The organism is Mycobacterium sp. P4_H6 (assembly GCF_056400845.1).
Genome location: NZ_JBFUKN010000037.1, coordinates 1 through 21,484, shown reverse-complemented (window position 1 = coordinate 21,484; position 21,484 = coordinate 1). Strand labels below are relative to the sequence as shown.

At 68.2% G+C, this 21,484-nt stretch carries 21 protein-coding genes; 6 read left to right on the top strand and 15 right to left on the bottom strand.

The window, feature by feature from the left end; all coding sequences use genetic code 11:
* Positions 1–55 precede the first annotated feature (55 nt).
* Both AC1DTF_RS16815 and AC1DTF_RS16810 read left to right on the top strand, forming a co-directional pair.
* Positions 56–1,489, top strand: coding sequence for an APC family permease (locus AC1DTF_RS16815; protein WP_477474883.1), 1,434 nt, complete (start codon positions 56–58; stop codon positions 1,487–1,489).
* A gap of 94 nt (positions 1,490–1,583) precedes the next feature.
* The gene (locus AC1DTF_RS16810; protein ID WP_477474882.1) at positions 1,584–2,630 is read left to right on the top strand and encodes a PucR family transcriptional regulator; all 1,047 of its coding nucleotides are present in this window, start codon (positions 1,584–1,586) and stop codon (positions 2,628–2,630) included.
* Here the strand turns inward: AC1DTF_RS16810 and AC1DTF_RS16805 are convergent.
* From AC1DTF_RS16805 to AC1DTF_RS16765, 9 genes are read right to left on the bottom strand one after another with little or no spacing between them, the layout of a single operon-like run.
* On the bottom strand, positions 2,619–2,753 hold the full coding sequence (locus tag AC1DTF_RS16805; RefSeq protein WP_268766287.1) for a hypothetical protein: 135 nt from the start codon (positions 2,751–2,753) through the stop codon (positions 2,619–2,621). The genes AC1DTF_RS16810 and AC1DTF_RS16805 overlap by 12 nt on opposite strands.
* A complete protein-coding gene (tsaD, locus tag AC1DTF_RS16800; protein ID WP_477474881.1) occupies positions 2,750–3,772 on the bottom strand; it encodes a tRNA (adenosine(37)-N6)-threonylcarbamoyltransferase complex transferase subunit TsaD in 1,023 nt (340 codons plus the stop codon). The genes AC1DTF_RS16805 and tsaD overlap by 4 nt, the downstream gene beginning before the upstream one ends.
* On the bottom strand, positions 3,769–4,233 hold the full coding sequence (rimI, locus tag AC1DTF_RS16795) for a ribosomal protein S18-alanine N-acetyltransferase (RefSeq protein ID WP_477474880.1): 465 nt from the start codon (positions 4,231–4,233) through the stop codon (positions 3,769–3,771). The genes tsaD and rimI overlap by 4 nt, the downstream gene beginning before the upstream one ends.
* Positions 4,230–4,859: a tRNA (adenosine(37)-N6)-threonylcarbamoyltransferase complex dimerization subunit type 1 TsaB gene (gene tsaB / locus AC1DTF_RS16790; protein ID WP_477474879.1), complete on the bottom strand. Its 630-nt coding sequence runs from the start codon at positions 4,857–4,859 to the stop codon at positions 4,230–4,232. Before tsaB ends, rimI begins: the two co-directional genes overlap by 4 nt.
* Positions 4,856–5,320, bottom strand: a complete 465-nt coding sequence (gene tsaE, locus AC1DTF_RS16785) for a tRNA (adenosine(37)-N6)-threonylcarbamoyltransferase complex ATPase subunit type 1 TsaE (protein ID WP_477474878.1) — start codon at positions 5,318–5,320, stop codon at positions 4,856–4,858. The genes tsaB and tsaE overlap by 4 nt, the downstream gene beginning before the upstream one ends.
* Positions 5,313–6,413, bottom strand: coding sequence for an alpha/beta fold hydrolase (locus AC1DTF_RS16780; RefSeq protein ID WP_477474877.1), 1,101 nt, complete (start codon positions 6,411–6,413; stop codon positions 5,313–5,315). The genes tsaE and AC1DTF_RS16780 overlap by 8 nt, the downstream gene beginning before the upstream one ends.
* A gap of 4 nt (positions 6,414–6,417) precedes the next feature.
* A complete protein-coding gene (gene alr, locus AC1DTF_RS16775) occupies positions 6,418–7,572 on the bottom strand; it encodes an alanine racemase (protein WP_477474876.1) in 1,155 nt (384 codons plus the stop codon).
* A 53-nt stretch (positions 7,573–7,625) separates the two neighbouring features.
* Complete coding sequence (gene gad / locus AC1DTF_RS16770; RefSeq protein WP_477474875.1) at positions 7,626–9,011, bottom strand: glutamate decarboxylase; 1,386 nt, start codon at positions 9,009–9,011, stop codon at positions 7,626–7,628.
* Between the two features lie 4 nt (positions 9,012–9,015).
* A complete protein-coding gene (locus AC1DTF_RS16765; RefSeq protein ID WP_477474874.1) occupies positions 9,016–10,425 on the bottom strand; it encodes an NAD(P)H-hydrate dehydratase in 1,410 nt (469 codons plus the stop codon).
* Between the two features lie 173 nt (positions 10,426–10,598).
* Between AC1DTF_RS16765 and AC1DTF_RS16760 the strand changes: the two genes are divergently transcribed.
* The gene (locus AC1DTF_RS16760) at positions 10,599–11,492 is read left to right on the top strand and encodes an alpha/beta fold hydrolase (protein WP_477474873.1); all 894 of its coding nucleotides are present in this window, start codon (positions 10,599–10,601) and stop codon (positions 11,490–11,492) included.
* Here AC1DTF_RS16760 and AC1DTF_RS16755 read toward each other — a convergent pair.
* A complete protein-coding gene (locus AC1DTF_RS16755; RefSeq protein WP_477474872.1) occupies positions 11,460–12,350 on the bottom strand; it encodes an alpha/beta fold hydrolase in 891 nt (296 codons plus the stop codon). The genes AC1DTF_RS16760 and AC1DTF_RS16755 overlap by 33 nt on opposite strands.
* Positions 12,351–12,399: 49 nt before the next feature.
* Positions 12,400–13,458: a zinc-dependent dehydrogenase gene (locus AC1DTF_RS16750; RefSeq protein WP_477474871.1), complete on the bottom strand. Its 1,059-nt coding sequence runs from the start codon at positions 13,456–13,458 to the stop codon at positions 12,400–12,402.
* A 205-nt stretch (positions 13,459–13,663) separates the two neighbouring features.
* On the opposite strand from AC1DTF_RS16750, the gene AC1DTF_RS16745 reads away from it, so the two are divergent.
* Positions 13,664–15,631 carry a PTS mannitol transporter subunit IICBA gene (locus AC1DTF_RS16745; RefSeq protein ID WP_057166944.1) on the top strand — a complete coding sequence of 656 codons (1,968 nt, stop codon included), beginning with the start codon at positions 13,664–13,666 and terminating at the stop codon, positions 15,629–15,631.
* 19 nt (positions 15,632–15,650) lie between these two features.
* The gene (locus AC1DTF_RS16740) at positions 15,651–16,409 is read left to right on the top strand and encodes a DeoR/GlpR family DNA-binding transcription regulator (protein ID WP_477474870.1); all 759 of its coding nucleotides are present in this window, start codon (positions 15,651–15,653) and stop codon (positions 16,407–16,409) included.
* Between the two features lie 7 nt (positions 16,410–16,416).
* Here the strand turns inward: AC1DTF_RS16740 and AC1DTF_RS16735 are convergent, their stop codons facing one another.
* The 3 genes from AC1DTF_RS16735 to cynS all read right to left on the bottom strand — a co-directional run bounded on the left by AC1DTF_RS16735 (position 16,417) and on the right by cynS (position 19,251).
* Positions 16,417–17,811 carry an HNH endonuclease signature motif containing protein gene (locus AC1DTF_RS16735; protein WP_477474869.1) on the bottom strand — a complete coding sequence of 465 codons (1,395 nt, stop codon included), beginning with the start codon at positions 17,809–17,811 and terminating at the stop codon, positions 16,417–16,419.
* A gap of 112 nt (positions 17,812–17,923) precedes the next feature.
* Positions 17,924–18,781 (bottom strand): formate/nitrite transporter family protein, encoded by an 858-nt coding sequence (locus AC1DTF_RS16730; protein WP_477474868.1) that lies wholly within the window; start codon positions 18,779–18,781, stop codon positions 17,924–17,926.
* A 23-nt stretch (positions 18,782–18,804) separates the two neighbouring features.
* On the bottom strand, positions 18,805–19,251 hold the full coding sequence (gene cynS, locus AC1DTF_RS16725) for a cyanase (protein WP_057167131.1): 447 nt from the start codon (positions 19,249–19,251) through the stop codon (positions 18,805–18,807).
* Positions 19,252–19,468: 217 nt separating this feature from the next.
* Here cynS and AC1DTF_RS16720 point away from each other — a divergent pair, with 217 nt between their 5' ends.
* Positions 19,469–20,224, top strand: coding sequence for a helix-turn-helix transcriptional regulator (locus tag AC1DTF_RS16720; protein ID WP_477474867.1), 756 nt, complete (start codon positions 19,469–19,471; stop codon positions 20,222–20,224).
* A gap of 5 nt (positions 20,225–20,229) precedes the next feature.
* On the opposite strand, the gene glmS is transcribed toward AC1DTF_RS16720, so the two are convergent.
* Positions 20,230–21,484: glutamine--fructose-6-phosphate transaminase (isomerizing) (glmS, locus tag AC1DTF_RS16715; RefSeq protein WP_477474866.1), on the bottom strand; the 1,255-nt coding region annotated here is incomplete at its 5' end.

The following is a 21,484-nucleotide window of genomic DNA, read 5'->3' as shown; positions in this document are numbered from 1 at the left end:
TTTCCCCGAACTCGGAGCCGACGAACCATGGCTCCGCGCCCAGAGGAGGTTCACCATGTCCGAAACTGTCAACACGGGCGACACGCGCAGCGGCGCAAAGCCACCGGATACCCGCGGCCACCTGCGCGGCAACCTGGGCGTGCCGGCGATCGTGCTGATGGTGGTGGCCGCGGCGGCACCGCTGTCGACCGTCGGCGGCAACGTCCCGATCGCCATGGCGCTCGGCGACTCCACCGGCATCCCGGTGGCGTTCCTGGTGGCCGGCGTGATCTTCCTGCTGTTCGCCGCGAGCTTCGTGGCCATGTCGAAGTACGTCAGCGACACCGGCGCCTTCTACGCCTACATCCAGAAGGGCCTCGGCAAAGCCGTCGGTACCGGTGCGGCGGTGCTGGCGCTGCCCGCCTACATGGCGACGCTGCTGGCGGTCGCCGCCTACGACGGCGTCATCCTGTCCAGTCTGCTGGAGATCGTCGGCGGTCCGGCCGTGCCGTGGTGGGTGCTGACCGGTCTGGTGCTGCTGATCATCGCGTTCCTCGGCTACCGCGACATCGATCTCAGCGCGAAGGTGCTGGGCGTCTTCCTGGTTTCGGAGGTCGCCATCCTCGTGGTGCTCGACTTCGTCATCGTGGTGCAGGGCGGCGACAAGGGCATCACCGGCGACTCATTCACCCCGTCCGGCATCTCGGGCGCCTTCGGCATCGCGCTGCTCTACGCCCTGTGGGGTTTCGTCGGCGTGGAGGCCACGGCCGTGTTCCGGGACGAGGCAAGGGATCCCGACCGGACCGTCCCGCGCGCCACGTACTGGGCCGTGGGCATCGTGGCCAGCTTCTACGCCTTCTCCAGCTGGGCTCTCGTCGAGGGCAACGGCGGCAACGACGCCATCCAGGTCGCCAAGGACGACCCGGACAACTTCATGGTCAACACCGCCGAGAAGTACCTCGGCATCCTCGGCAAGGACCTCACCACCCTGTTCTGGTTCGTCAGCGTGTTCGCGTGCGCGCTCGCCTTCCACAACATCTGCGCGCGGTACACCTTCGTGCTGGGCCGGGACAACGTGCTGCCGAAGAAGTTGGGCGAGGTGCACCCCAAACTGGGTTCGCCGGCCAACGCCTCGGTCCTGATCACCGTGCTGTCGATCGTGCTCATGGGGACGTTCGCCGCGATCGGCCTCGACCCGGTGCTGCAGATCTTCGGTCCGCTGGGCGGGCTGGGCATCTGGGGGCTGTCGATCCTGTGGCTGCTGACCACGATCTCGGTCGGGCTCTTCTTCAAGCGGCGCGGCGGGCCGGCCAACATCATCGTGCTGGCCGTCGTGGCGACGATCGTCCTGGCGCTGGCGGTGGCGTTGATCATCGCGAACCTGACGCTGGTCGTCGGCGGCTCCACCACGCTGGCCATCATCTTCGGCATCGCGCCGGTGGTGTTCCTGGCGATCGGCGCCGCCTTGAGCGGCCGGGCACCGGACGACCTGTCGGCCCCCGCACCCTGATCGCGAAGAGCGCCCTCGGCACCTCGCGGGTCGCTGATACCGTCGCATTGCGGCGGTGTCGGCGACCCGCCGGGTTCGAGAGGAAACGGGCGACATGTCTCAGCGCGCGCCACTGACGGTGGCGACGGCCCTGACGGTCCCGCCGCTGGATCAGGGGTCGGTGCTCGGCGGGCACCGCGGGCTGAACCGCGAGGTGCTGTGGGTGGACATCATGCACGCGCCCGCCGAAGACTTCGTCCGGCCCGGTGACTTCGTCCTGACCACCGGTACCGACATCCGCCAGCCCGGCGTCCGCGAGTTCCTCACCTTCCTGATGTCGTCGCCCGCGGCCGGGGTGGCGCTGGGTGGGCCACCCGATATCGACACCCGCGAACTGCTGTCGACGCTGGTCCCGCTGGCCGATCGGCATGAATTTCCGCTGGTGATGCTGCCGTGGGAGGTGCCCTTCGCCGATATCCAGCGCCAGCTGCTCCCACTGGTCAGCGCCGCCCCCGACGACCCGCCGATCCAGATGGTCATCGGCCGGCGAGAGGACGACGACCCGCACTGGGCCGAGCACGCGCACGCGTTTGCCGCAACGCTGGCACGGTTGGCACTCGGCGCTGGTATCACCCCGAAGATATCGATCACCGAAGACCTGGTGATGAGTCACTTCTCGGCGCCGCTGTCCGCGTCGGCCGGCTCCGAACTGGTCGAATCGGCCTGGCAGTCCAGCGGTCTCCCGGAAAGCCTCATCAGCTGGGTGCTGCTGCCGCCGGGGCACGGCCACTCCGTCACCGTGGCCGCAGCCGCGGTACCCGACGGCCCCGTCGGTCCCCGGCAGTTCGCCGAGGTGCTGCGCCAGCACCCCCGGAGCATGGCGACCATCCTGAAAACGCTGCAGCCACTGGTGGATTACGACAAGACTCGCCGCGGTCAGCTGGTGCACACCCTGGAGATCCTGCTCAACGAGGCCACCAACACCAGCGCGGCCGCGCGAGCGCTGTACCTCAATCGGCATTCGTTGCTGTACCGGATCAAGCTGATCGAGGAGTTCACCGGGCTGTCGCTGAAGAACCCCGCCGACCGCTTCCAGCTGGAGGTCAGTGTGCGCGTGCACCAGATCAACGAGGCGCGCAACGACTGCGCGCTACCGCAGTGAGCCCTGCTCCTCGCGAGCGAACGTGTCGGCCTGGCGACCCAGCACGGCGCCGACACCGTCGAGGTCACCGGCGTCGATGAGTTCGGCGTCCCGGCAAAGCAATCCGAGAACGTCGTACGTCACGCCACCTGTCCCTTGACCACCGGCAGCCCCGGATCACTGGCCGCATCCAGCCCCGATGCCGGCGCCCCCGCGGCGATGAGGTGCGCCGCGAACGACGCGATCATCGCGCCGTTGTCAGTACACAGCCGGGGCCGAGGCACCCGCAGCGTCAACCCGGCCGCCGCGCAACGCTGCTCGGCGAGTTCCCGCACCCGCGAGTTGGCGGCCACCCCGCCGGCGATCAGCAGGGTCGACACCCCGAGATCGGTCGCGGCGCGCACCGCCTTGGCGGTCAGCACGTCGGCGACGGCCTCCTGGAACCCGGCGGCCACATCGGCGCGCGGTGCGTCCGGGTGTTTCTCCAGATGACGGGCGACGGCGGTCTTGAGGCCGGAGAAGCTGAAGACATACGGCGCATCGCGGGGCCCGGTCATCCCGCGCGGGAACACGATCGCGTCGCGGTCCCCGGTGCGGGCCAGGTCGTCCAGCGGCTTACCGCCGGGGTAACCGAGACCGAGCAGCCGGGCGACCTTGTCATAGGCCTCCCCCGCCGCGTCATCGACGGTGCTGCCCAGTTCGATGATCGGCTCACCGAGTGAGCGCACGTGCAGCAGGTTGGTGTGCCCGCCCGAGACGAGCAGCCCGACACATTCGGGCAGCGGGCCGTGGTCGTACACATCGGCGGCCAGGTGCCCGCCGAGATGGTTGACCGCGTAGAACGGCACCTCCCAGGCGGCCGAATACGCCTTGGCGGCAGCGACTCCCACCAGCAGGGCACCGGCCAGCCCCGGGCCGATGGTGGCGGCGACGACATCGGGCCGCGCGATGCCGGCGATGTCCAGGGCGCGGCGCATGGTCGGACCGAGTGCCTCCAGGTGGGCGCGGGACGCGATCTCGGGCACCACACCACCGAAGCGCGCATGCTCATCGACGCTGGAGGCCACCTCGTCGGCCAGCAGGGTGACGGTCCCGTCGTCGTCGAGCCGTGCGATACCGACTCCGGTTTCGTCACAGGAACTTTCGATGGCCAGGATGATCATGCCGGGTCTCGCTTCATGGTGTAGGCGTCGGCGCCGCTGACCTTGTAGTACCGCTTGCGCACGCCCACCGTGGCGAAACCGACGCTCTTGTACAGGTTGATGGCCGCCTCGTTGTCGGTGCGGACCTCCAGGAAAACCTCACCGCGGGCGGCGAAATTCAGCAGGTCATCGAGTAGCCGGCGCCCGATACCGCGGCCCTGATACGCCGGGTCGACGCCGATGGTGTGCACCTCGTACTCGTACGGTGGGATCCGGCCCAGCCGCGAGATGCCGGCGTAGCCGATCAGCCGGCCCTCATCGCGGGCCGCCACATAGTGGTTGTGCTTGCCGTCCAGGGCGTGCAAAAACGCCGCCGGCGGCCAGGGGTCGTCGCCGGCGAACAACTGGGATTCCAACTCGGCGCAACGGGCCGCGTCAGCCCGGGTCAGCGCGTCGATGGGCGTTTGGTCAGGACCGGTCACGCCAGACCTCGTTCGGCCAGTGTCTTGGCATCCGGGCGGCGCAGATACAGCGGCACCAGAGGATCCGGCTCTGCAGTCCAATCCGGGACGGCAGCAACGAGTTCTGCCGCCGTCGGATACTCCGGTCCGATCACGGGAAGACCGAACGTTGCGGCAAGCGCGGGAGATCCGGCCACCCATTGCACGCCCTCTGAGTTCACCTCTGCCGGGGCGTTGACCTCCGGGCCGGAGACCCGCACCCCGTCGCGGTAGCGCGCCCAGTACACCTCGCGACGGCGCGCATCCGTGACCACGAGGACCTCACCACGAGTGGCGCCGCCGATCGCGTCGAGCGTGCACACCCCGTGCACCGGGATGCCCAGCGCCTGCCCGTAGGCGGCGGCGGTCGCCATCCCGACCCGCAGCCCGGTGAACGGGCCGGGCCCGCAGCCCACCACGACGGCATTCAGGTCTGCCATCGTCTTCCCACAGTCAGCAAGTGCGGCAACCACATTCGGTGTCAGGCGCTCGGCGTGGGCGCGGGCGTCGACGATGGTCCGCTCGGCGAGGGTGGAGATCGCATCATCGACCTCGACGATCCCCGCGGTGACCGCCGGGGTGGCGGTGTCGAGGGCCAACACAATCATGAACTGCTCCATTGCCATGTCGCGGTGCGCATCTCGGAGTCGGCGGCGCGGTCGAGGTGAATGTCCAGATGGTGCTCCGAGAGCCGCTCGGCCAGGCCCTCGCCCCACTCCACCACAACGACGGCGTCGTCGAGGTCGGTGTCGAGGTCCAGCGAGTCGAGTTCGCCGAGCAGGTCGCCGCCGTGATCGAGCAACCGGTAGATGTCCACGTGCACCAGGGCCGGCGCTCCGGCACGGCGGGCGGGATGCACCCGCGCCAGCACGTAGGTGGGCGAGGTGACCGGCCCTTCGACGTCCATGGCCACCGCGATCCCCTTGGTGAACATGGTCTTACCGGCACCGAGCGGGCCGGACAGCACCACCACGTCACCGGCGCGCAGCTCGCCACCGAGGCGGGCACCGAGCGCGACGGTGTCCTGTGGGGTGGGCAGCTCCGCGGAGCCGCCGGTGCGCTCAGCCATGGATGCGGGCACGTTCCTTGAGCCTGCGGGTGAGCGCGACCAGCTTGGACGGAGTGGCCCGCTCCACCAGTCGCACCAGCGCGTCGTCGATCAGGTCCGGCTGCTCCAACTGGACGAGATGGCCTGCCCCCTGGGCGATCACCAACTCGGACTTCGGTAACGCCACCGCCATGTCCTGCGAGTACTCCAGCGGCGTGAGCAGGTCACGGTCACCGCAGGCGATCAGGGTCGGCACCTTGGAAAGGGCAGTGAGCCCCTCGGTTTCGTCGTGCACCTCCAACGCGTGCAGGAAACCGACCAGGGTGTGCACCTTGGTGTCGTGCATCATGCTCTCGCTGAAGGCGACCACGCTGGGGCTGATGCTCTCGTCGCCGTAGGAGGCCGCGCGCAGCACCGGCCCGATGATCGAGCGGGCCACCCCCCGGCCGCGGTGCACCAGCCCGGGTGCATACCGGACCACGAACCGGGCCGCCTCCAGCGCCGGGTTGCGCAGGATCTCGCCCAGCGGGGAGCGTGAAATACCCTCAGCGGCAGAGGAGATCAGCGCCGCACCGACGATCCGGGTGGGATAGCGCTGCGGGTACTGCCGGGCGTGCGACAACACCGTCATCCCGCCCATGGAGTGCCCGACGAGCACCACCGGGCCGCGCGGCGCCATCACCGCGAGCACCGACTCCAGATCCTGGCCGAGTTGGGGCACGGTGAAGGTGTCCGGTGACGCGTCCCCGGACAGGCCGTGCCCGCGCTGGTCGTAGAACACCATCCGGACCTGATCGCCCCATTGCTGGGCCAGCCGGTCACGCTGAAAGTAGAAGGCACCCATCCGCAGACAGAACCCGTGCGCGAAGACCACCGTCAGCGGGGCGTTCTCCGGCCCGCATTCGCGGACCGCCAGGGGCACCCCGTCGTTGGCGGTGACGACCACGCTGCGGTCATCGTGCAGGAGCTCGAAATCCTCACCCGCGTACGGATCGTCCGTGCTGACCCGGCGGGCGAGTGAACGCGCCACCGAGACCCCGGCCACCGACCCGACGGCGGTCAGGCCGGCCACCCCGGCCAGCCAGCGGGCCACGGCCCAATCGTCTATTGCCACGTTCTCAGCCCGTCTCGCCGCGGTAGACGCGGGTGATCCGGCCCCGCGGGGCGGTGACCACCTCGTAGTTGATCGTGCCGATCAGGTCGGCCCAGTCCTGGGTGGTCGGTTCGCCGGAATCGCCGGGGCCGAACAGGATCGCCTGGTCGCCGACGCTGACGTCGACCGGCCCGGGTCCGAGGTCGACCAGGAACTGGTCCATACAGACGCGGCCGACCCCGGGACGGCGGCGGCCGTTGATGGACACCTCGAGGCGGTTGCTCAGCGTGCGGAAGATCCCGTCCGCGTAGCCGAGTGGGATGAGCGCCAGCGTGGTGTCGCGATCGGCGATCCAGGTGTGCCCGTAGGACACTCCGTCGCCGGCCTTGATCGGCCGCACCATCGCCACCGGTGCCGTGAGCGTCATCGCCGGGCGCAGACCCATGTTCCCGAGCGCGGGAATCGGGGTCTGGCCGTAGATCGCGATACCGGGACGGATCAGGTCGTAGACGAGGTCGGGCCGGGTCATGGCGCCGGGTGAGCTGCACAGGTGCGCGATCTCGAACTGCACGCCGGCGGCGTCGGCCTGGGCGCGCATGGCATCGAAGCGCTGCGCCTGCAGATCCGTGGCGGCCGGGTTGGCCGGGTCATCGCTGTTGGCGAGGTGGCTCATGATCCCGCGGGTGCGGACCGTGCCCTCGGTGACCGCGTGCGCCAGGGCGGTGAGCACCTCGGCCAGATCGGCGGCGGCCACCCCGTTGCGGCTCATCCCGGTGTCGACCTTCAGGGTCGTGACGGCCGTGGTCCCGGTGCGCCGGGCCGCATCGATCAGGTCGTTGAGCTGCGCCAGCGAGGACACCGCGATCTGCACATCGGCGGTCAGCGCCGGCCCGAAGTCCGTGCCCGGCGTGTGCAGCCACGCCAGTACCGGGGCGGTGATGCCGTCCCTGCGCAGGGCCAGTGCCTCATCCAGGGTGGCCACACCCAGTTCGGCGGCGCCGGCGGCCAACGCGGTGCGCGCGACCGGGGTGGCGCCGTGGCCGTACCCGTCGGCCTTGACCACCACCATGACCGCCGCGGAGCCCGCGTGTTCGCGCAGGACGCGCACGTTGTGCGCGATGGCGCCGAGATCCACCTCGGCCGTGGGGCCGGGCGGCGCGGTCAGGTCGGTGGGGTGCATTGACTCGATTTTGTCATGCCGGTGCCACGGACCCGTCCCCGACGAGTCGTCGATCAGTGCGCGAAGGGCTGCACCGAGTCGAAGTGGCCGCCCGGTTTGAGCTGGTCGAGATGCTCGAGCGCGGTGACGGTGTCATCCCGTAAGGCCCGGGCCAGATCGGCCGAGAATCCTTCCCGGACCACCACCCGCAGCACCGTCACGTCCTCGGCGCCCTCGGGCATCGTGTAGGCGGGTACCTGCCAGCCGGAGGCGCGCAGGGCCTGGGAAACGTCGAATTCGGTGTAGCCGGGATCACCCTTGAGCCGGAAGCTGACCACCGGGATGGCCGAGCCATCGGAGATCAGCTCGAAGTGTTCGCTGTCGCGCAGCTGGTCGCCGAACCACCGCGCGGTATCGGACAGACAGTGCATGACCTGGGAGTACCCGGCCCGGCCCAGTCGCAGGAAGTTGTAGTACTGCCCGATGACCTGGTTGCCCGGCCGGGAGAAGTTGAGCGTGAAGGTCGGCATGTCGCCGCCGAGGTAGTTGACCCGGAACACCAGGTCCTCGGGCAGGTGCTCGGCGCTGCGCCACACCACGAACCCGATGCCCGGGTAGGTCAACCCGTATTTGTGGCCGCTGACATTGATCGACACCACCCGCGGCAGCCGGAAATCCCACTGCAGATCCGGATGCAGGAACGGGACGACGAATCCGCCGCTGGCCGCGTCCACATGCACCGGGACATCCACGCCGCCGTCGGCCGCGAGCTTGTCCAGGGCGGCACAGATCTCCGCGATCGGTTCCAGTTCCCCGGTGAAGGTGGTGCCCAGGATGCCGACGACGCCGATGGTGTCCTCGTCGACGGCGTCGAGCACCTGATCGGGGGTGATGACGTAGCGGCCCTCGGCCATCGGCAGGTACTTCGGTTCGACGTCGAAGTAGCGGCAGAACTTCTCCCACACCACCTGGACGTTGGAACCCATCACCAGGTTGGGGGTGCGCTGGCGCCAGTCTTTGCCTACCTTGGCACGCCACCGCCATTTCAGCGCCAGCCCGGCCAGCATGACCGCCTCGCTGGATCCGATGGTGGACACCCCGATGGCGGTGGCGGCGTCATCATCGAGCAGGGTCTCGGCGTGGAACAGGTCGGCCACCATGGCCACGCAGCGCGCCTCGATGGCCGCGGTCGCCGGGTATTCGTCCTTGTCGATCATGTTCTTGTCGAAGGTCTCGGCCATCAGCTTCTCGGCCTCGGGGTCCATCCACGTCGTGACGAAGGTGGCGAGGTTCAGCCGTGAGCTGCCGTCGAGCATCAGCTCGTCGTGGATGTAGCGGTAGGCCGCCTGCGGGTCCATCGATTCGCCCGGCAACCGCAGCGCCGGCACCGGGTCCGTCGACAGGCGTCCGGTGTAGGCGGGGGCGATGTGCGGCGGACGGGGATGGTGCCTGCGGCTCATGTGGTTATCCCTTTTCGTTCATCGATGCGATGGCGGAGCGCAGGTGGGCGAGGATGCCTCCTGCTGAAGTCGGGGCGGCATGCGGACCGGGGTCGGCGGCGGCCAGTGCGGCCGCCCGGGCATGCACGAAGGCAGCCATCGCGGCGGCCTCGGCGGCGGGGACGCCGGCCGCCAGCAGAGACCCGATGACACCGGACAAGATGTCACCGGATCCGGCGGTGGCGGCCCAGGATTGCCCGGCGGGGTTGAGATAGGTGGCTTCGGGTCCGGCAACGACGGTGACGTTGCCCTTGAGCAGCACGGTGGCACCGAGGGTTTGGGCCAGGGTGCGGGCGGCACCGACCCGGTCGGGGCCCACGTCGGCGCCGGCCAGCCGTTTGTACTCCCCCGCGTGCGGGGTCAGCACCGTCGGCGCGGACCGGCCGGCGACCAGGTCGGGCGCGGCGGCCAGCAGTGTCAGGGCGTCGGCGTCGACGATCACCGGGAGGTCCGAGGACAGCGCGAACCGCAGTGTGGCAGCGGCATTCTCGTCGGTCCCGAGGCCTGGTCCGACCACCCAGGCCTGCACCCGGCCCACCGATTCGGTGTCCGGGGTGGCGATGACTTCGGGCCAGTGGTTCACCACGTCATGTGCGGCGCTGCCGGCGTAGCGGACCATGCCCGAGGTGGCGGCCACCGCCGCTCCGGTGCTGAGGATGGCGGCCCCGGGATAGGTCGCCGATCCGGCCAGCACCCCGGTGACCCCCTGGGTGTACTTGTCGTCGTGCGGTCCGGGGATGGGCCAGTGGGCCGCGACATCGGCGGCCTCGAGCCCCAGGAGGCCGGCCGGCGGCAGGTCCAGCCCGATGTCGATGAGTTCGACCCGCCCGCAATCGGCCAGTGCGTGTACGGGTTTCAGCCCGCCGAAGGTGACGGTGACGGCCGCCCGCACATGCGGGCCGTTCTCGGCGCCGGTGTGGACGTCGATGCCGCTGGGAATGTCGACGGCGACGACGGGTGCGGTGTTTCCTTCGAAGACCGCCGCGGCATCGGGACGCAGCCCGCCACGGCCAGAGATGCCGACGACACCGTCGATGACCAGATCCGTTGCCGCCGGGACGTTCTGCACGACCCGGCCACCGGCTTTTCCGAACGCGGCCAGCGCCGCGGCATGGGTGCGCTCCGGTGCGAGCAGCACCGCGGTGGCGTGCACGCCGCGCCGGCGCAGAAAGGTCGCCGCCCACAGGGCGTCACCGCCGTTGTCTCCGGAGCCGACCACCGCGCAGATACGCCGTCCGGCGACGGCGCCGAGTTCGCGGGCGATGACGGTGGCGAGACCGTAGGCGGCCCGGCGCATCAGCGCACCTTCTGGTTGTGACGCCAGCAGGGGGGCTTCGGCGGCACGGATCGCGTCGGCGGTGTGGTAGTGCCGCATGAGCTCCCGTTCCGATTCGATGTGCGCGCGCGCCAACAGGTTACGCGTTCCCGCAGATCCATGGGGTCGATCGCTGGTGACAGTATCGGACTAACCGTCTTGCACGGCTTGACAGGTTAGCCTTTCCGGAGTTGACTTTCCCTAACTGCCGAACAGGTCAAGAGAGTTTAGACATGGTCACGCACCACCGCTACGCCGAGATCGCCGGACGACAGCTGTTCTACCGCGAAGCCGGACAATCCGGCGCTCCCGCCGTGGTGCTGTTGCACGGCACCCCGGCCAGTTCGCACATGTACCGCAATCTCATCCCGGCGCTCGCCGACCGCTACCGCGTCATCGCCCCCGACTATCCCGGCTTCGGCCACTCCGAGGTGCCCGCGGTCAGCGCGTTCGATTACACCTTCGACACGCTCGCCGACCACGTCGACGCCCTGCTCGACCATCTCGGCGTGGACCGCTACGCCATCTACGTCCAGGACTACGGCGCCCCGGTGGGCTGGCGGCTCGCCTTACGCCATCCGGAGCGGGTCGCTGCGGTCATCACCCAGAACGGCAACGCCTACGTCGAGGGTTTCGTGGGCGACGCGATGGAACCGCTGTTCGCCTACGGCCGGGACCGTTCGGAGGCCAACGCGGCCGTGCTCCGTGAACTACTCACCCTCGACGGACTCAAATGGCAGTACACCCACGGGGTTTCGGACCCGGGCGTGGTGGATCCCGATGCCTGGGTGAACGCGCACACCGCGGTGGCCTCATCCGAAGACCGCATCGCCGCCCAGCTGGAGTTGTTCGCCGACTACCTGAGCAATGTCGAGCTGTATCCCACCGTGCACGAGTATTTCCGGGCCAGCGGAGTGCCGCTGCTGGCCGTCTGGGGCCGCAACGACCAGATCTTCGGTCCCGCCGGCGCGCTCGCGTTCGGTCGTGACCTGCCCAGGGCCGATATCAACCTGCTCGACGGCGGCCACTTCCTCCTGGAGAGCCGCCTGAACGACGTGGTGGCACTGATCCGGCCGTTCCTAGAGCGGCACCTGTTAGCGGTCCACGTCGCCGAAGAACCGGTGTGAGCGCTCGGCGATCCGTTCCGGGAATTCGCCACTGACCGCATGCGAGGCGTCCGGCCAGAGTTCGACCTCACCCGTGGTCAGCAGCCGGCGGGCACGGGCGGCCGCCCGTGCGGGGTGGTGAATCACGCTGCGGCCGGCGATGATCGCCAGCACCGGCACCGGCAGCGAGCGCAGTTCGTCATCGCCGAATATCCGCGGCGCCGGCTGGCGTACGACGAATCCCGTTGACGCGGCGTCCAACAGTTCGGCCTCGGGCAGCGTCTCGTTGACCGGGGCGCCGCCCGCCAGCCAGCTCATCACGCGGCGGCGCAAACCGGCCGGGAACCTCGGCACCACGAGTGCGATCGACGCGGCCATCGCTTTCGCGGGGATGCGCCCGAAGGTCATCGCGGGGTCCAACAGCATGATCGAGGCAATTCGGTCCGGCCTGCGTATCGCGGCATTGGTGGCCAGCCACCCGCCCATCGACACCCCGAGCAGATGGACCCGCGCCAGTCCCAGTCCCGTGATCGCCTCATCCAGCCAGCGGGCCTGGTCTCCGGCATCGGCGATGGTCGCGGACTGCACCGAGAGCCCGGCATCGCCGAGCAGGTCGAGGCTGAACACGGTTCGCTGCGCGACCAGTGCGGCGAGACTGGTGCGCCACATCGGGCTGCCCGAGCTGCGGCCGGGCAGCAACAGCGCCGGGGTCGCGCCACCCGGGCCGTCGTGGCGGTAGACGCGGACGGTGCCGAGGCTGGTGGGCACATCGAGCTGGGCGTCGAACACGGGTGCGGCGGCGCGATACGCGTTCAGGTAGCGCGTGAAAGCATCCCGGCTGACGAAATGTCCGATGCGTTGCCGGGACGCGATGTTCACTGCGGGTGCGACGAGTTCGATACCGGCCAGGCTAGTGCGCCGGCAGGCGTCAGGGCTCGACAGTGACCTTGATGGCCTCGCCCTTCTTGACGATGTCGAAGGCGTCGAGCACGTTCTCCAGCGGGATACGGCGGGTGATGAGGTCCTTGACCGGAACCTGCCCGGTGGAGATGTACTGCAGGGCACGCTTGTTGTGCTCGGGCGCAGATCCGTTGGCACCGTGGATGTGCAGCTGGCGGTAGTGCACCACGTTGGAGTCGCACGTGATCGTCGGGTCGGTCTTGGGCAGCCCGCCGAAGAAGGAGATCCGCCCGTTGCGGGCGGCCATCGCGATGGCCTGCTCCTGGGCGATGTTGGCTGCGGTGGCGGTGATGACGATATCCGCGCCCCGGCCGCCGGTGAGTTCCATGACCTTCTCCACCACGTCCACATCGGCGGCGTTGATGACGCCGTCGGGGTTGACGGCGTCGGCGGACATCTTGAGCCGGGCGTCATTGACGTCGACGAGGTAGATCGGGCCACACTTGTGCACACCACGCGCGATGCGGATGTGCATGCAGCCGATGGGGCCGGCACCGAAGACCACGACGGTGTCGCCCTCCTCGATGCCCAGCAGTTCCTGGGCGTTGATCGCGCAGGCGAACGGTTCCGCGGCCGAGGCCTCGTCGAAACCGACGTTGTCCGGAATCTTGTTCAGGCCGTCGACCTTGAGCACCTGCTTGGGCACGATCATGAACTCCGCGAAGCCACCGTCGTACTGGTAGCCCATCGAGGTCTGGTTCTGGCAGACCGCCATCCAACCCTTCCGGCACTCATGACACTCGCCGCACGGCACCGCCGCGATCACCTGGACGCGGTCGCCCACCGACCAGTCACTGCCGAAGGTGGCGTTGACGTCCGCACCCACCTCGACGACCTCACCCGCGATCTCGTGGCCGATGGTGCGCGGAGGGGTCAGGTTCTGATGCCCGTTGTGGAAGATCTTGACGTCGGTGCCGCAGGTGGAGCAGTTGCGTACCCGCAGTTTCACCTCGTCGGGGCCGCATTGTGGCTCCGGGACATCCTCCAGCCGGACATCCTCGGGGGCGTAGAAACGCAGGGCTTTCATGGGCGGTCCTTTCGGTCGTCGGCCGGTTCCCGGGAGCTGTCGCCCGACCTCGCTGTCCGAACTGTAACGCCAATACGGTCACAAAACCACAGAATTGGCTGCCCGTTTTTGCCCGAATTGCTTGCAATGTTGCCCATCTATGCGTTTTACTGGGCTTACTTGTGACCGGCATCACCCACGTGCCGGCAGAACCGGAGGTCATCGGATGTCCACTGTCGAAGCGTCCCCGCAGACCGGCATACGGGTGCGCGTGCAGAAGTTCGGCACCGCGCTGTCGAACATGGTCATGCCCAATATCGGCGCGTTCATCGCGTGGGGCCTGATCACCGCACTGTTCATCGAGCAGGGCTGGCTGCAGGCCATCTTCTCGGGCCTCAAGGATCCCGACGGATGGGTCGCCAAGATCGGCGGCTGGGGCGCCTACGACGGTGCCGGGATCGTCGGGCCGATGATCACCTACCTGCTGCCGGTGCTGATCGGCTATACCGGCGGCCGGATGATCCACGGCAACCGCGGCGCGGTGGTCGGGGCGATCGCCACCATGGGCGTGGTCGCCGGCGCCGACGTGCCGATGTTCATGGGCGCCATGATCATGGGCCCGCTCGGCGGCTGGGCCATGAAGAAGTTGGACGCCCTGTGGGAGGGCAAGATCCGGCCGGGCTTCGAGATGCTGGTCGACAACTTCTCTGCAGGCATCCTCGGCATGATCCTGGCGATCTTCGGGTTCTTCGGGATCGGCCCCATCGTGTCCTCGTTCACCCGGGCCGCAGGCAATGCCGTCGACTTCCTGGTCAACAACGACCTGCTGCCGCTCACCTCGATCCTCATCGAGCCCGCGAAGGTGCTGTTCCTCAACAACGCCATCAACCACGGCGTGCTGACGCCGCTGGGCACCACCCAGGCGCTGGAGACCGGCAAGTCCATCCTGTTCCTGCTGGAGACCAACCCCGGTCCGGGACTGGGAATCCTGTTGGCGTTCACGCTGTTCGGCAAGGGCGCCGCCCGCGCGTCGGCCCCCGGCGCGGCGATCATCCAGTTCTTCGGCGGCATCCACGAGATCTACTTCCCCTACGTGCTGATGAAGCCCAAGCTGATCATCGCCACCATCCTCGGCGGCATGACGGGCGTGTTCATCAACGTGCTGTTCGGCTCGGGCCTGCGGGCGCCGGCCGCGCCGGGCTCGATCATCGCGATCTACGCCCAGACCGCGAGCGGCAGCTTCCTCGGCGTGACGCTGTCGGTGCTCGGCGCCACCGCGGTGTCGTTCGCCGTCGCCGCCTTCCTGCTCAAGACCGACAAGGCTGTCGAAGAACCCGACCTGGCCGCCGCTACCGCGTCCATGGAGTCGATGAAGGGGAAGAAGTCCAGCGTCGCCTCGGCATTGGTGGGCGCGGGCAGCGGACCGATCAAGACCATCGTGTTCGCCTGTGACGCCGGCATGGGATCGTCGGCGATGGGGGCATCGGTGCTGCGCAAGAAGATTCAGCAGGCCGGCTTCGGCGACGTCAAGGTGACGAACGCGGCGATCTCGAACCTGACCGACACATTCGATCTGGTCGTCAGCCATCGTGACCTGACCGCCCGGGCCACCCAGAAGACCGGGTCGGCGGTGCACGTGTCGGTCGACGACTTCATGAGCAGCCCTCGCTACGACGAAATCGTGGAGCGGCTGAAGCAGGCCAACGGCGGCGGCTCGACACCGGCCCCGGCCGCTCCGGCTGCCGAGGAGCCCGCGACTGGCAATGCTGACGTACTGCCGGTGTCCTCGATCGTGCTGAACGGCACGGGCGACAGCGCCACGCAGGCCATCGAGGAGGCGGGTGCCCTGCTGGTGGCCGCCGGAGCGGTCGAACCGTCCTACATCGGCGCCATGCACGAGCGGGAGAAGTCGGTGTCCACCTACATGGGCAACGGTCTGGCCATTCCGCACGGCACCAACGAGGCCAAGACGGCGATCCGCCGCACCGGGATCTCCTTCGTCCGCTACCCCGAACCCATCGACTGGAACGGCAAGCCCGCGGAGTTCGTCGTCGGAATCGCCGGTGCCGGAAACGATCACATGGCGCTGCTGACCCGGATCGCCCACGTGTTCCTGGACAAGGATCGCGTCGCCGAGCTGCGCGCGGCGACGACGGCCGAGGAAATCCAGGCCGTGTTGAACGCCGGGGCATGACACCGACCAGAATGTGACCGTGGATTCGGACAGCCGCCAGCGCCAGATCGTCGAGTTCGCCCGCCATCGGGGGCGCGTCGAGGTACCCGCCCTGGCCGAGGAGCTTCAGGTAGCGACGGAAACCATCCGCCGCGACCTGAAGGTGCTGGCGGGCCGGCGTCTGCTCAAGCGGGTCCACGGCGGGGCGATCCCACTGGAGACGGTGGCGTTCGAGTCCGGGGTCGAGTACCGCAGTCAGGTCGATCTGGCGCAGAAACACCGGATCGCCGGGGCGGCGGCCGATGAGCTGCACGGCGCCGAGACCGTCTACCTCGATGAAGGTTTCACCCCACGACTGATCGCCGAACTGCTCGCCGACCAGGACCTGACCGTGGTCACCGCATCACTGCTGGCCGCCGAGGCGCTGGCGCACAGCAGCACCGTCACCGTCCTGCTGCTGGGTGGACGGATGCGGGGCAGAACGCTTGCGACGGTGGACGAATGGGCGCTCGAACGGCTGCGCTCACTGGTGATCGACGTGGCATTCCTGGGCACCAACGGCATCGACCTGGAGCACGGCCTCACCACCCCGGACCCGGCGGTGGCGGCGGTGAAGCACACCGCGGTGCGGGTGGCCACCCGACGTGTGCTGGTTGCCGCGCACTCGAAGTTCGGCCAGACCAGTTTCTGCCGGTTCGCCGAGGTGTCCGATTTCCAGACCATCGTTACCGGCACCGAGTTCCCGGTCGCGCGGGCACACCGTTATGAGGCGCTGGGCCCCAACGTCATTCGGGTGTGACCGCCGGTCAGAACGGCGGTGGGTTGGCTTCGATATCGGCTCGGTTCAGTGCCCGCTCGTGCGCTATTCGGTAGGCGAGGTTCTGCGCACGGGTGCGGCGTCGCCGGGGTGCCGCCAGTGCACGGTGAGGGCTCGGCGGCGGCACGACGATCGATCCCCATTCCCCCGTGGGAACCGCGAGCTGCGGGAAGAACAGCCCGCCGTCGGGTTTGGTCGTGTACACCCGTCCACTGGGCGCGGTGAGGGTGACGGTGCCGTCGGGGTGTTGCTTGTCGGTCCAGCCGCCCGGGCCGCAGTGGAAAGTCTTGATCAGGTGGTGAATCCGGCAATACAACTTGGTGTTCGACGGGTGCGTGGGTCCGTAGGGCCACGGCACCGTGTGGTCCACATCGCAGCGCTCGACGAGCGCATTGCAGCCGGGCCAGCGGCAGGTCACGTCGCGGCAGCGTACGAAGTCGGCCAGCTTCCTCGACGGGTGATAGCCGGGTTCGGATCCCAGCTCATCCGCATCGGGCACGGGCCGGACTTCAGCGTGCGGCAACATCTCCTGCACCTGTTCGGAGGCGACCACGCCGTACCCGGGTAGCACTGCGGGGCGGTCGGATGCACCCGTGACGGTGCCCTGTTCGGCGAGGACGTGGATGACGATGTGGCCCTTGGGCGCTTCGTTGCCGGTGGCCGGACATCCCTCGCGCCCACATAGGCACGGAATACTCTTTGCACCGAGGGTGAGGGGCTCGCCCGCATCGGCGCGGCGCTCATCGATGGTGCGGGGGTCATCTGGGCACACGGTGCGCGCCAAGGCATCGAGGCCCTGATCGAAGACTGCGCCCTTGGCGGCATCGACGCGGCCGTGGATCTCGACCATGCCGTCGCCGATCGGTTCGACTGTGATCCCACGCTGCTGCCGCGCCTGCCGTGCCCGCCGTACGGCCTCGGGGTCCACGTCGACGATCATCCAGTCGACCAGCTCGGCGATCCGCTCATCGGACAACGCATTCCACGACGGCGCCGCCTCGGCCAATTGCGCGTCGATGACCGCCATGACGTCGGGGTCGGTGATCAGGGCGGTGCGGTGCAGGATGACCCGCAGGACGCGAAGGTCCACGGTGCCGGTGGCGAAGTTGTCGGCGAATCTCGGCAGCCGGGTGAGCAGGTCGCGACCCTGGGTGATCAGGGTGCAGGCCCGGCCGCGGCTGATCCCGAGCTCGGCACCCAGCTCGGCGGCCACCAATTCCCAGTCATCGACGATGAGATCCTCGAACGCGTGACCCAGCTCGGCCATCCTGGCCAGCGCGAACTTTCCGGCCTCGATCACCTTGAGAGCCACGCCCCGGCGTTCGGCGCGCAGATGTTCACGCGCAGAATCCAGATGCGTCGCCACTCCCGAGCCATCGAACATGTGTGCGATTCTACCGCGCGGGTGTGACACGTTCGGGCTGAACTTTCCGACCGTCGCAGCGCGTGCGGACTCGCGGCCGGTATGCGCACCACGACCGCGAGTCCGCCGAAGATCAGATCTTGCTCGGCACCGGAACCTGATCCACCGACACCAGATCCCCCGGGCGCGGCCGCGACGGCGCCGTCCGGCCGTGGGTGGCGTAGATGACCAGCCCGACGAACGCCAGACCGCCCACCAGATTGCCGAGCACCGTGGGAATTTCGTTCCACAGCAGATAGTCGCCGATGGTGAAGTCACCACCGAGCATGAGCCCGGACGGGAACAGGAACATGTTCACGATCGAATGCTCGAAACCGAGGTAGAAGAACACCATGATCGGCATCCACATGGCGATCACCTTGCCGGGCAGGCTGTCGGACATCATGGCGCCGACGACGCCCATCGAGACCATCCAGTTGCACATCACGCCGCGGAGGAACAGTGTCAGCATTCCCGCGGCGCCGTGGTCGGCGTAGCCCACCGTGCGGCCTTCACCGATCTGACCGATCGCCTGTCCCACGGCGTCGGGTTCGACGCTGAACCCGTAGGTGAAATAGACCGCCATGAACACCGCGACGGTCAGCGCACCGGCGAAGTTGCCGATGAACACCAGCCCCCAGTTGCGCAGCATGGGCTTGAGCGTGACACCCGGACGCTTGTCCAGCCACGCCAGCGGCACCAGCGTGAAAACCGCTGTCAGCAGGTCGAATCCGAGCAGATGCAACATGCAGAAGCCGACCGGGAAGAGCACCGCACCCAACAGCGGCTCACCGGTGCGCGTCGAGATCGTCACCGCGAAGGCTGCGGCGAGTGCGAGGATCGCACCGGCCATGAACGCGCGGATCAAGGTGTCCCGGGTGGACATGAACACCTTGGACTCGCCGGCATCGATGATCCGGACGGCGAGTTCGGCGGGTTTRACATACGACATGGGCTGATTCCTTTCGGTCGGATTCACCACTGGTACGGCAGGAATTTGCCGTCGATGGTCACGACGACGCGGTCTCCCCCGGGATCCGCGCGCCGCTCGAAGGAGACGTTGCAGTTGATCGCGCTCATGATGCCGTCGCCGAACTCTTCGTGGATCAGTGCTTTGAAGGCCGGGCCGTAGACGTTGATGAGTTCCACGAAGCGGTAGATCGTCGGGTCGGTCTGCAGCGCCGGGTCGGCCGTCCGGTAGGGCTGTCGCTGCAGTGCGGCAACGGTTTCCGGGCTGAGGTCGAGCAGTTCGCCGGCAGCGGTGGCCTCTTTGGCGGGCATCGGGTGGCTGCCCAGCAGGGCCGCCACCGTCCACACCAGCGGCCGATCGATGTGCTCGGCGAGTTTCTGCCAGCTGATCCCGGTGTCGACACGACGTTGTTCGATCTCGGTGATGACGGGCGAGGCGGGGTCGTAGACCATGTGCGGGTTCCTTCCATGAAACGTGGCGGTGGGGTTGTGGTGGCTCAATACCACCGCGTCGGCGGCATCGTGCCCATGGCAGAAGACGCAGGGAATCCGGCATTTTGCGCAGCCCGGCAGCGTCTGCCCATCGTTTAACCGCGCCGTAACGAACGGAGAAACAACTCGAAACGCCCTGCGCCTAGCCTCGGCTCATCATCGGAAGCCAGGTGGGAGCATGGTCAACCAGACGAACCTCAGCGTGACCCCGCTCGACGCCGGGACGTTGTCGGCGGCGATCGATGTCGCGCCGACCCCGCTGTGGGTGATCGGCCCGGACGGCACTGTGGCGCTGGCGAATCAGGCAGCGCTGAGCATGCTCGGCTACCGATCCGGCGATGACGTGATCGGCGCACCCAGCCACGACACCCTGCACGAGTGGCACCCCGACGGTTCGCGGTACCCGTCGCATTCCTGCCCGATCCTCGACGGTTGCGGCTCACCCGGGGTCACGGCACACGAATGGTTCATCACCCGGTCCGGGCAGCCCGTGCCGGTCACCTGGTCGGCGAAACCACTGGGGTCCGACGGCACCCGACTTCTCGCGTTCGCCGATGCCACCGAACGGCTGGCGGCCCAACCGCACGGCGGCGTCATCGCCGAATCCGTGCCGTCCCGCACGGAATTGCGGGCGCGACTGCTCGAGCATGTCCGCACGCGCTTCCGTGACCCGGATTTCACGGCGGCCAGACTGGCCGCCGAGTTCCACCTCTCATTGCGCTCTGTCCAGCAGGTGTTGGCCGAGGACGGTCGCTCGCCGGCAACGGAGATCCGCCGTCAGCGACTGGAACTCGCGAGCGAACTGATTGCCCAGGGCTCCTCGGTGAGTCACGCAGCGCGCACCAGCGGCTTCGCCGACCCGGGTACCTTCAACCGCGCTTTCCGCCGCCACTTCGGCGTCCCGCCCAGCGAATGGGCCAGACGGACCGGCTGAAACGGTTACTCGACAGTGACCGACTTGGCCAGGTTGCGGGGCTTGTCCACGTCGTAGCCACGCGCCTGCGCGACGCCGGCGGCAAACACCTGCATGGGGATCGTCGACAGCAGCGGCTGGAAAAGCGTTGACACCGCCGGTATCTCGATCAGGTGATCGGCGTACGGGGCCACCGTGTCGTCGCCCTCCTCGGCGATGACGATGGTGATCGCACCGCGGGCCTGGATCTCGCGGATGTTGCTCAGCAGCTTGGCATGCAGGGTGGCCGCGCTCTTGGGCGAGGGCATCACCACGATGACCGGCAGGTCATCCTCGATCAGCGCGATCGGGCCGTGCTTGAGCTCACCGGCAGCGAACCCCTCGGCGTGCATATAGGCGAGTTCCTTGAGTTTGAGCGCACCCTCCAGCGCCACCGGGTAGCCGACATGGCGACCCAGGAACAGCACGGCGGAGGCCTGGGCGAACCGCTGCGCCAGCGCCGTCACCGGCTCCATGCAGGTCAGCACCCGCGCAACCTGATCCGGCATGGCCTCGAGGTCGTGGTACTCGCGGGCCACCTCGTCGGCGTACTTGGTGCCGCGGGCCTGCGCCAGCGCCAGCCCGACCAGATAGTTGGCGGTCAGCTGCGCCAAAAATGTCTTGGTCGAGGCCACCCCGATCTCCGGACCGGCGCGGGTGTAGAGCACCGCGTCGGCCTCGCGCGGGATCTGGCTGCCGTTGGTGTTGCAGATGGCCAGCACCTTGGCCTTCTGCTCCTTGGCGTGCCGCACGGCCTCCAGGGTGTCCGCGGTCTCGCCGGACTGCGAGATCGCGATCACCAGGGTGCTTCGGTCCAGAACCGGATCGCGGTAACGGAATTCGCTGGCGAGCTCCACCTCGACGGGCAGCCGAGTCCAGTGCTCGATCGCGTACTTGGCCAGCATGCCGGAGTGATAGGCGGTACCGCAGGCGACGATGAAGATCTTGTCGACCTCACGCAGTTCCTGGTCGGAGAGCCGCTGCTCGTCGAGCACGATCCGGCCGTCCACGAAATGGCCGAGCAGGGTGTCGGCCACGGCCGCGGGCTGCTCGGCGATCTCCTTGAGCATGAAGTACTCGTAGCCACCCTTTTCGGCGGCCGAGAGGTCCCAGTCGATATGGAACGGGCGAGCATTCGCGTCGTCACGGTCGCCGGCGAAGTTGTAGATCCGGTACCCGTCGGCGGTGATGACCACCGCCTGGTCCTGGCCGAGTTCGACTGCGTCACGGGTGTATTCGATG

Excerpts from the sequence above, each read along its gene's own strand:
- AC1DTF_RS16815 (WP_477474883.1), top strand. The coding sequence starts at position 56 with ATGTCCGAAACTGTCAACACGGGCGACACGCGCAGCGGCGCAAAGCCA.
- AC1DTF_RS16810 (WP_477474882.1), top strand. The coding sequence starts at position 1,584 with ATGTCTCAGCGCGCGCCACTGACGGTGGCGACGGCCCTGACGGTCCCG.
- tsaD (WP_477474881.1), bottom strand. The coding sequence starts at position 3,772 with ATGATCATCCTGGCCATCGAAAGTTCCTGTGACGAAACCGGAGTCGGT.
- tsaB (WP_477474879.1), bottom strand. The coding sequence starts at position 4,859 with ATGATTGTGTTGGCCCTCGACACCGCCACCCCGGCGGTCACCGCGGGG.
- tsaE (WP_477474878.1), bottom strand. The coding sequence starts at position 5,320 with ATGGCTGAGCGCACCGGCGGCTCCGCGGAGCTGCCCACCCCACAGGAC.
- alr (WP_477474876.1), bottom strand. The coding sequence starts at position 7,572 with ATGCACCCCACCGACCTGACCGCGCCGCCCGGCCCCACGGCCGAGGTG.
- gad (WP_477474875.1), bottom strand. The coding sequence starts at position 9,011 with ATGAGCCGCAGGCACCATCCCCGTCCGCCGCACATCGCCCCCGCCTAC.
- AC1DTF_RS16765 (WP_477474874.1), bottom strand. The coding sequence starts at position 10,425 with ATGCGGCACTACCACACCGCCGACGCGATCCGTGCCGCCGAAGCCCCC.
- AC1DTF_RS16760 (WP_477474873.1), top strand. The coding sequence starts at position 10,599 with ATGGTCACGCACCACCGCTACGCCGAGATCGCCGGACGACAGCTGTTC.
- AC1DTF_RS16750 (WP_477474871.1), bottom strand. The coding sequence starts at position 13,458 with ATGAAAGCCCTGCGTTTCTACGCCCCCGAGGATGTCCGGCTGGAGGAT.
- AC1DTF_RS16745 (WP_057166944.1), top strand. The coding sequence starts at position 13,664 with ATGTCCACTGTCGAAGCGTCCCCGCAGACCGGCATACGGGTGCGCGTG.
- AC1DTF_RS16735 (WP_477474869.1), bottom strand. The coding sequence starts at position 17,811 with ATGTTCGATGGCTCGGGAGTGGCGACGCATCTGGATTCTGCGCGTGAA.
- cynS (WP_057167131.1), bottom strand. The coding sequence starts at position 19,251 with ATGGTCTACGACCCCGCCTCGCCCGTCATCACCGAGATCGAACAACGT.
- AC1DTF_RS16720 (WP_477474867.1), top strand. The coding sequence starts at position 19,469 with ATGGTCAACCAGACGAACCTCAGCGTGACCCCGCTCGACGCCGGGACG.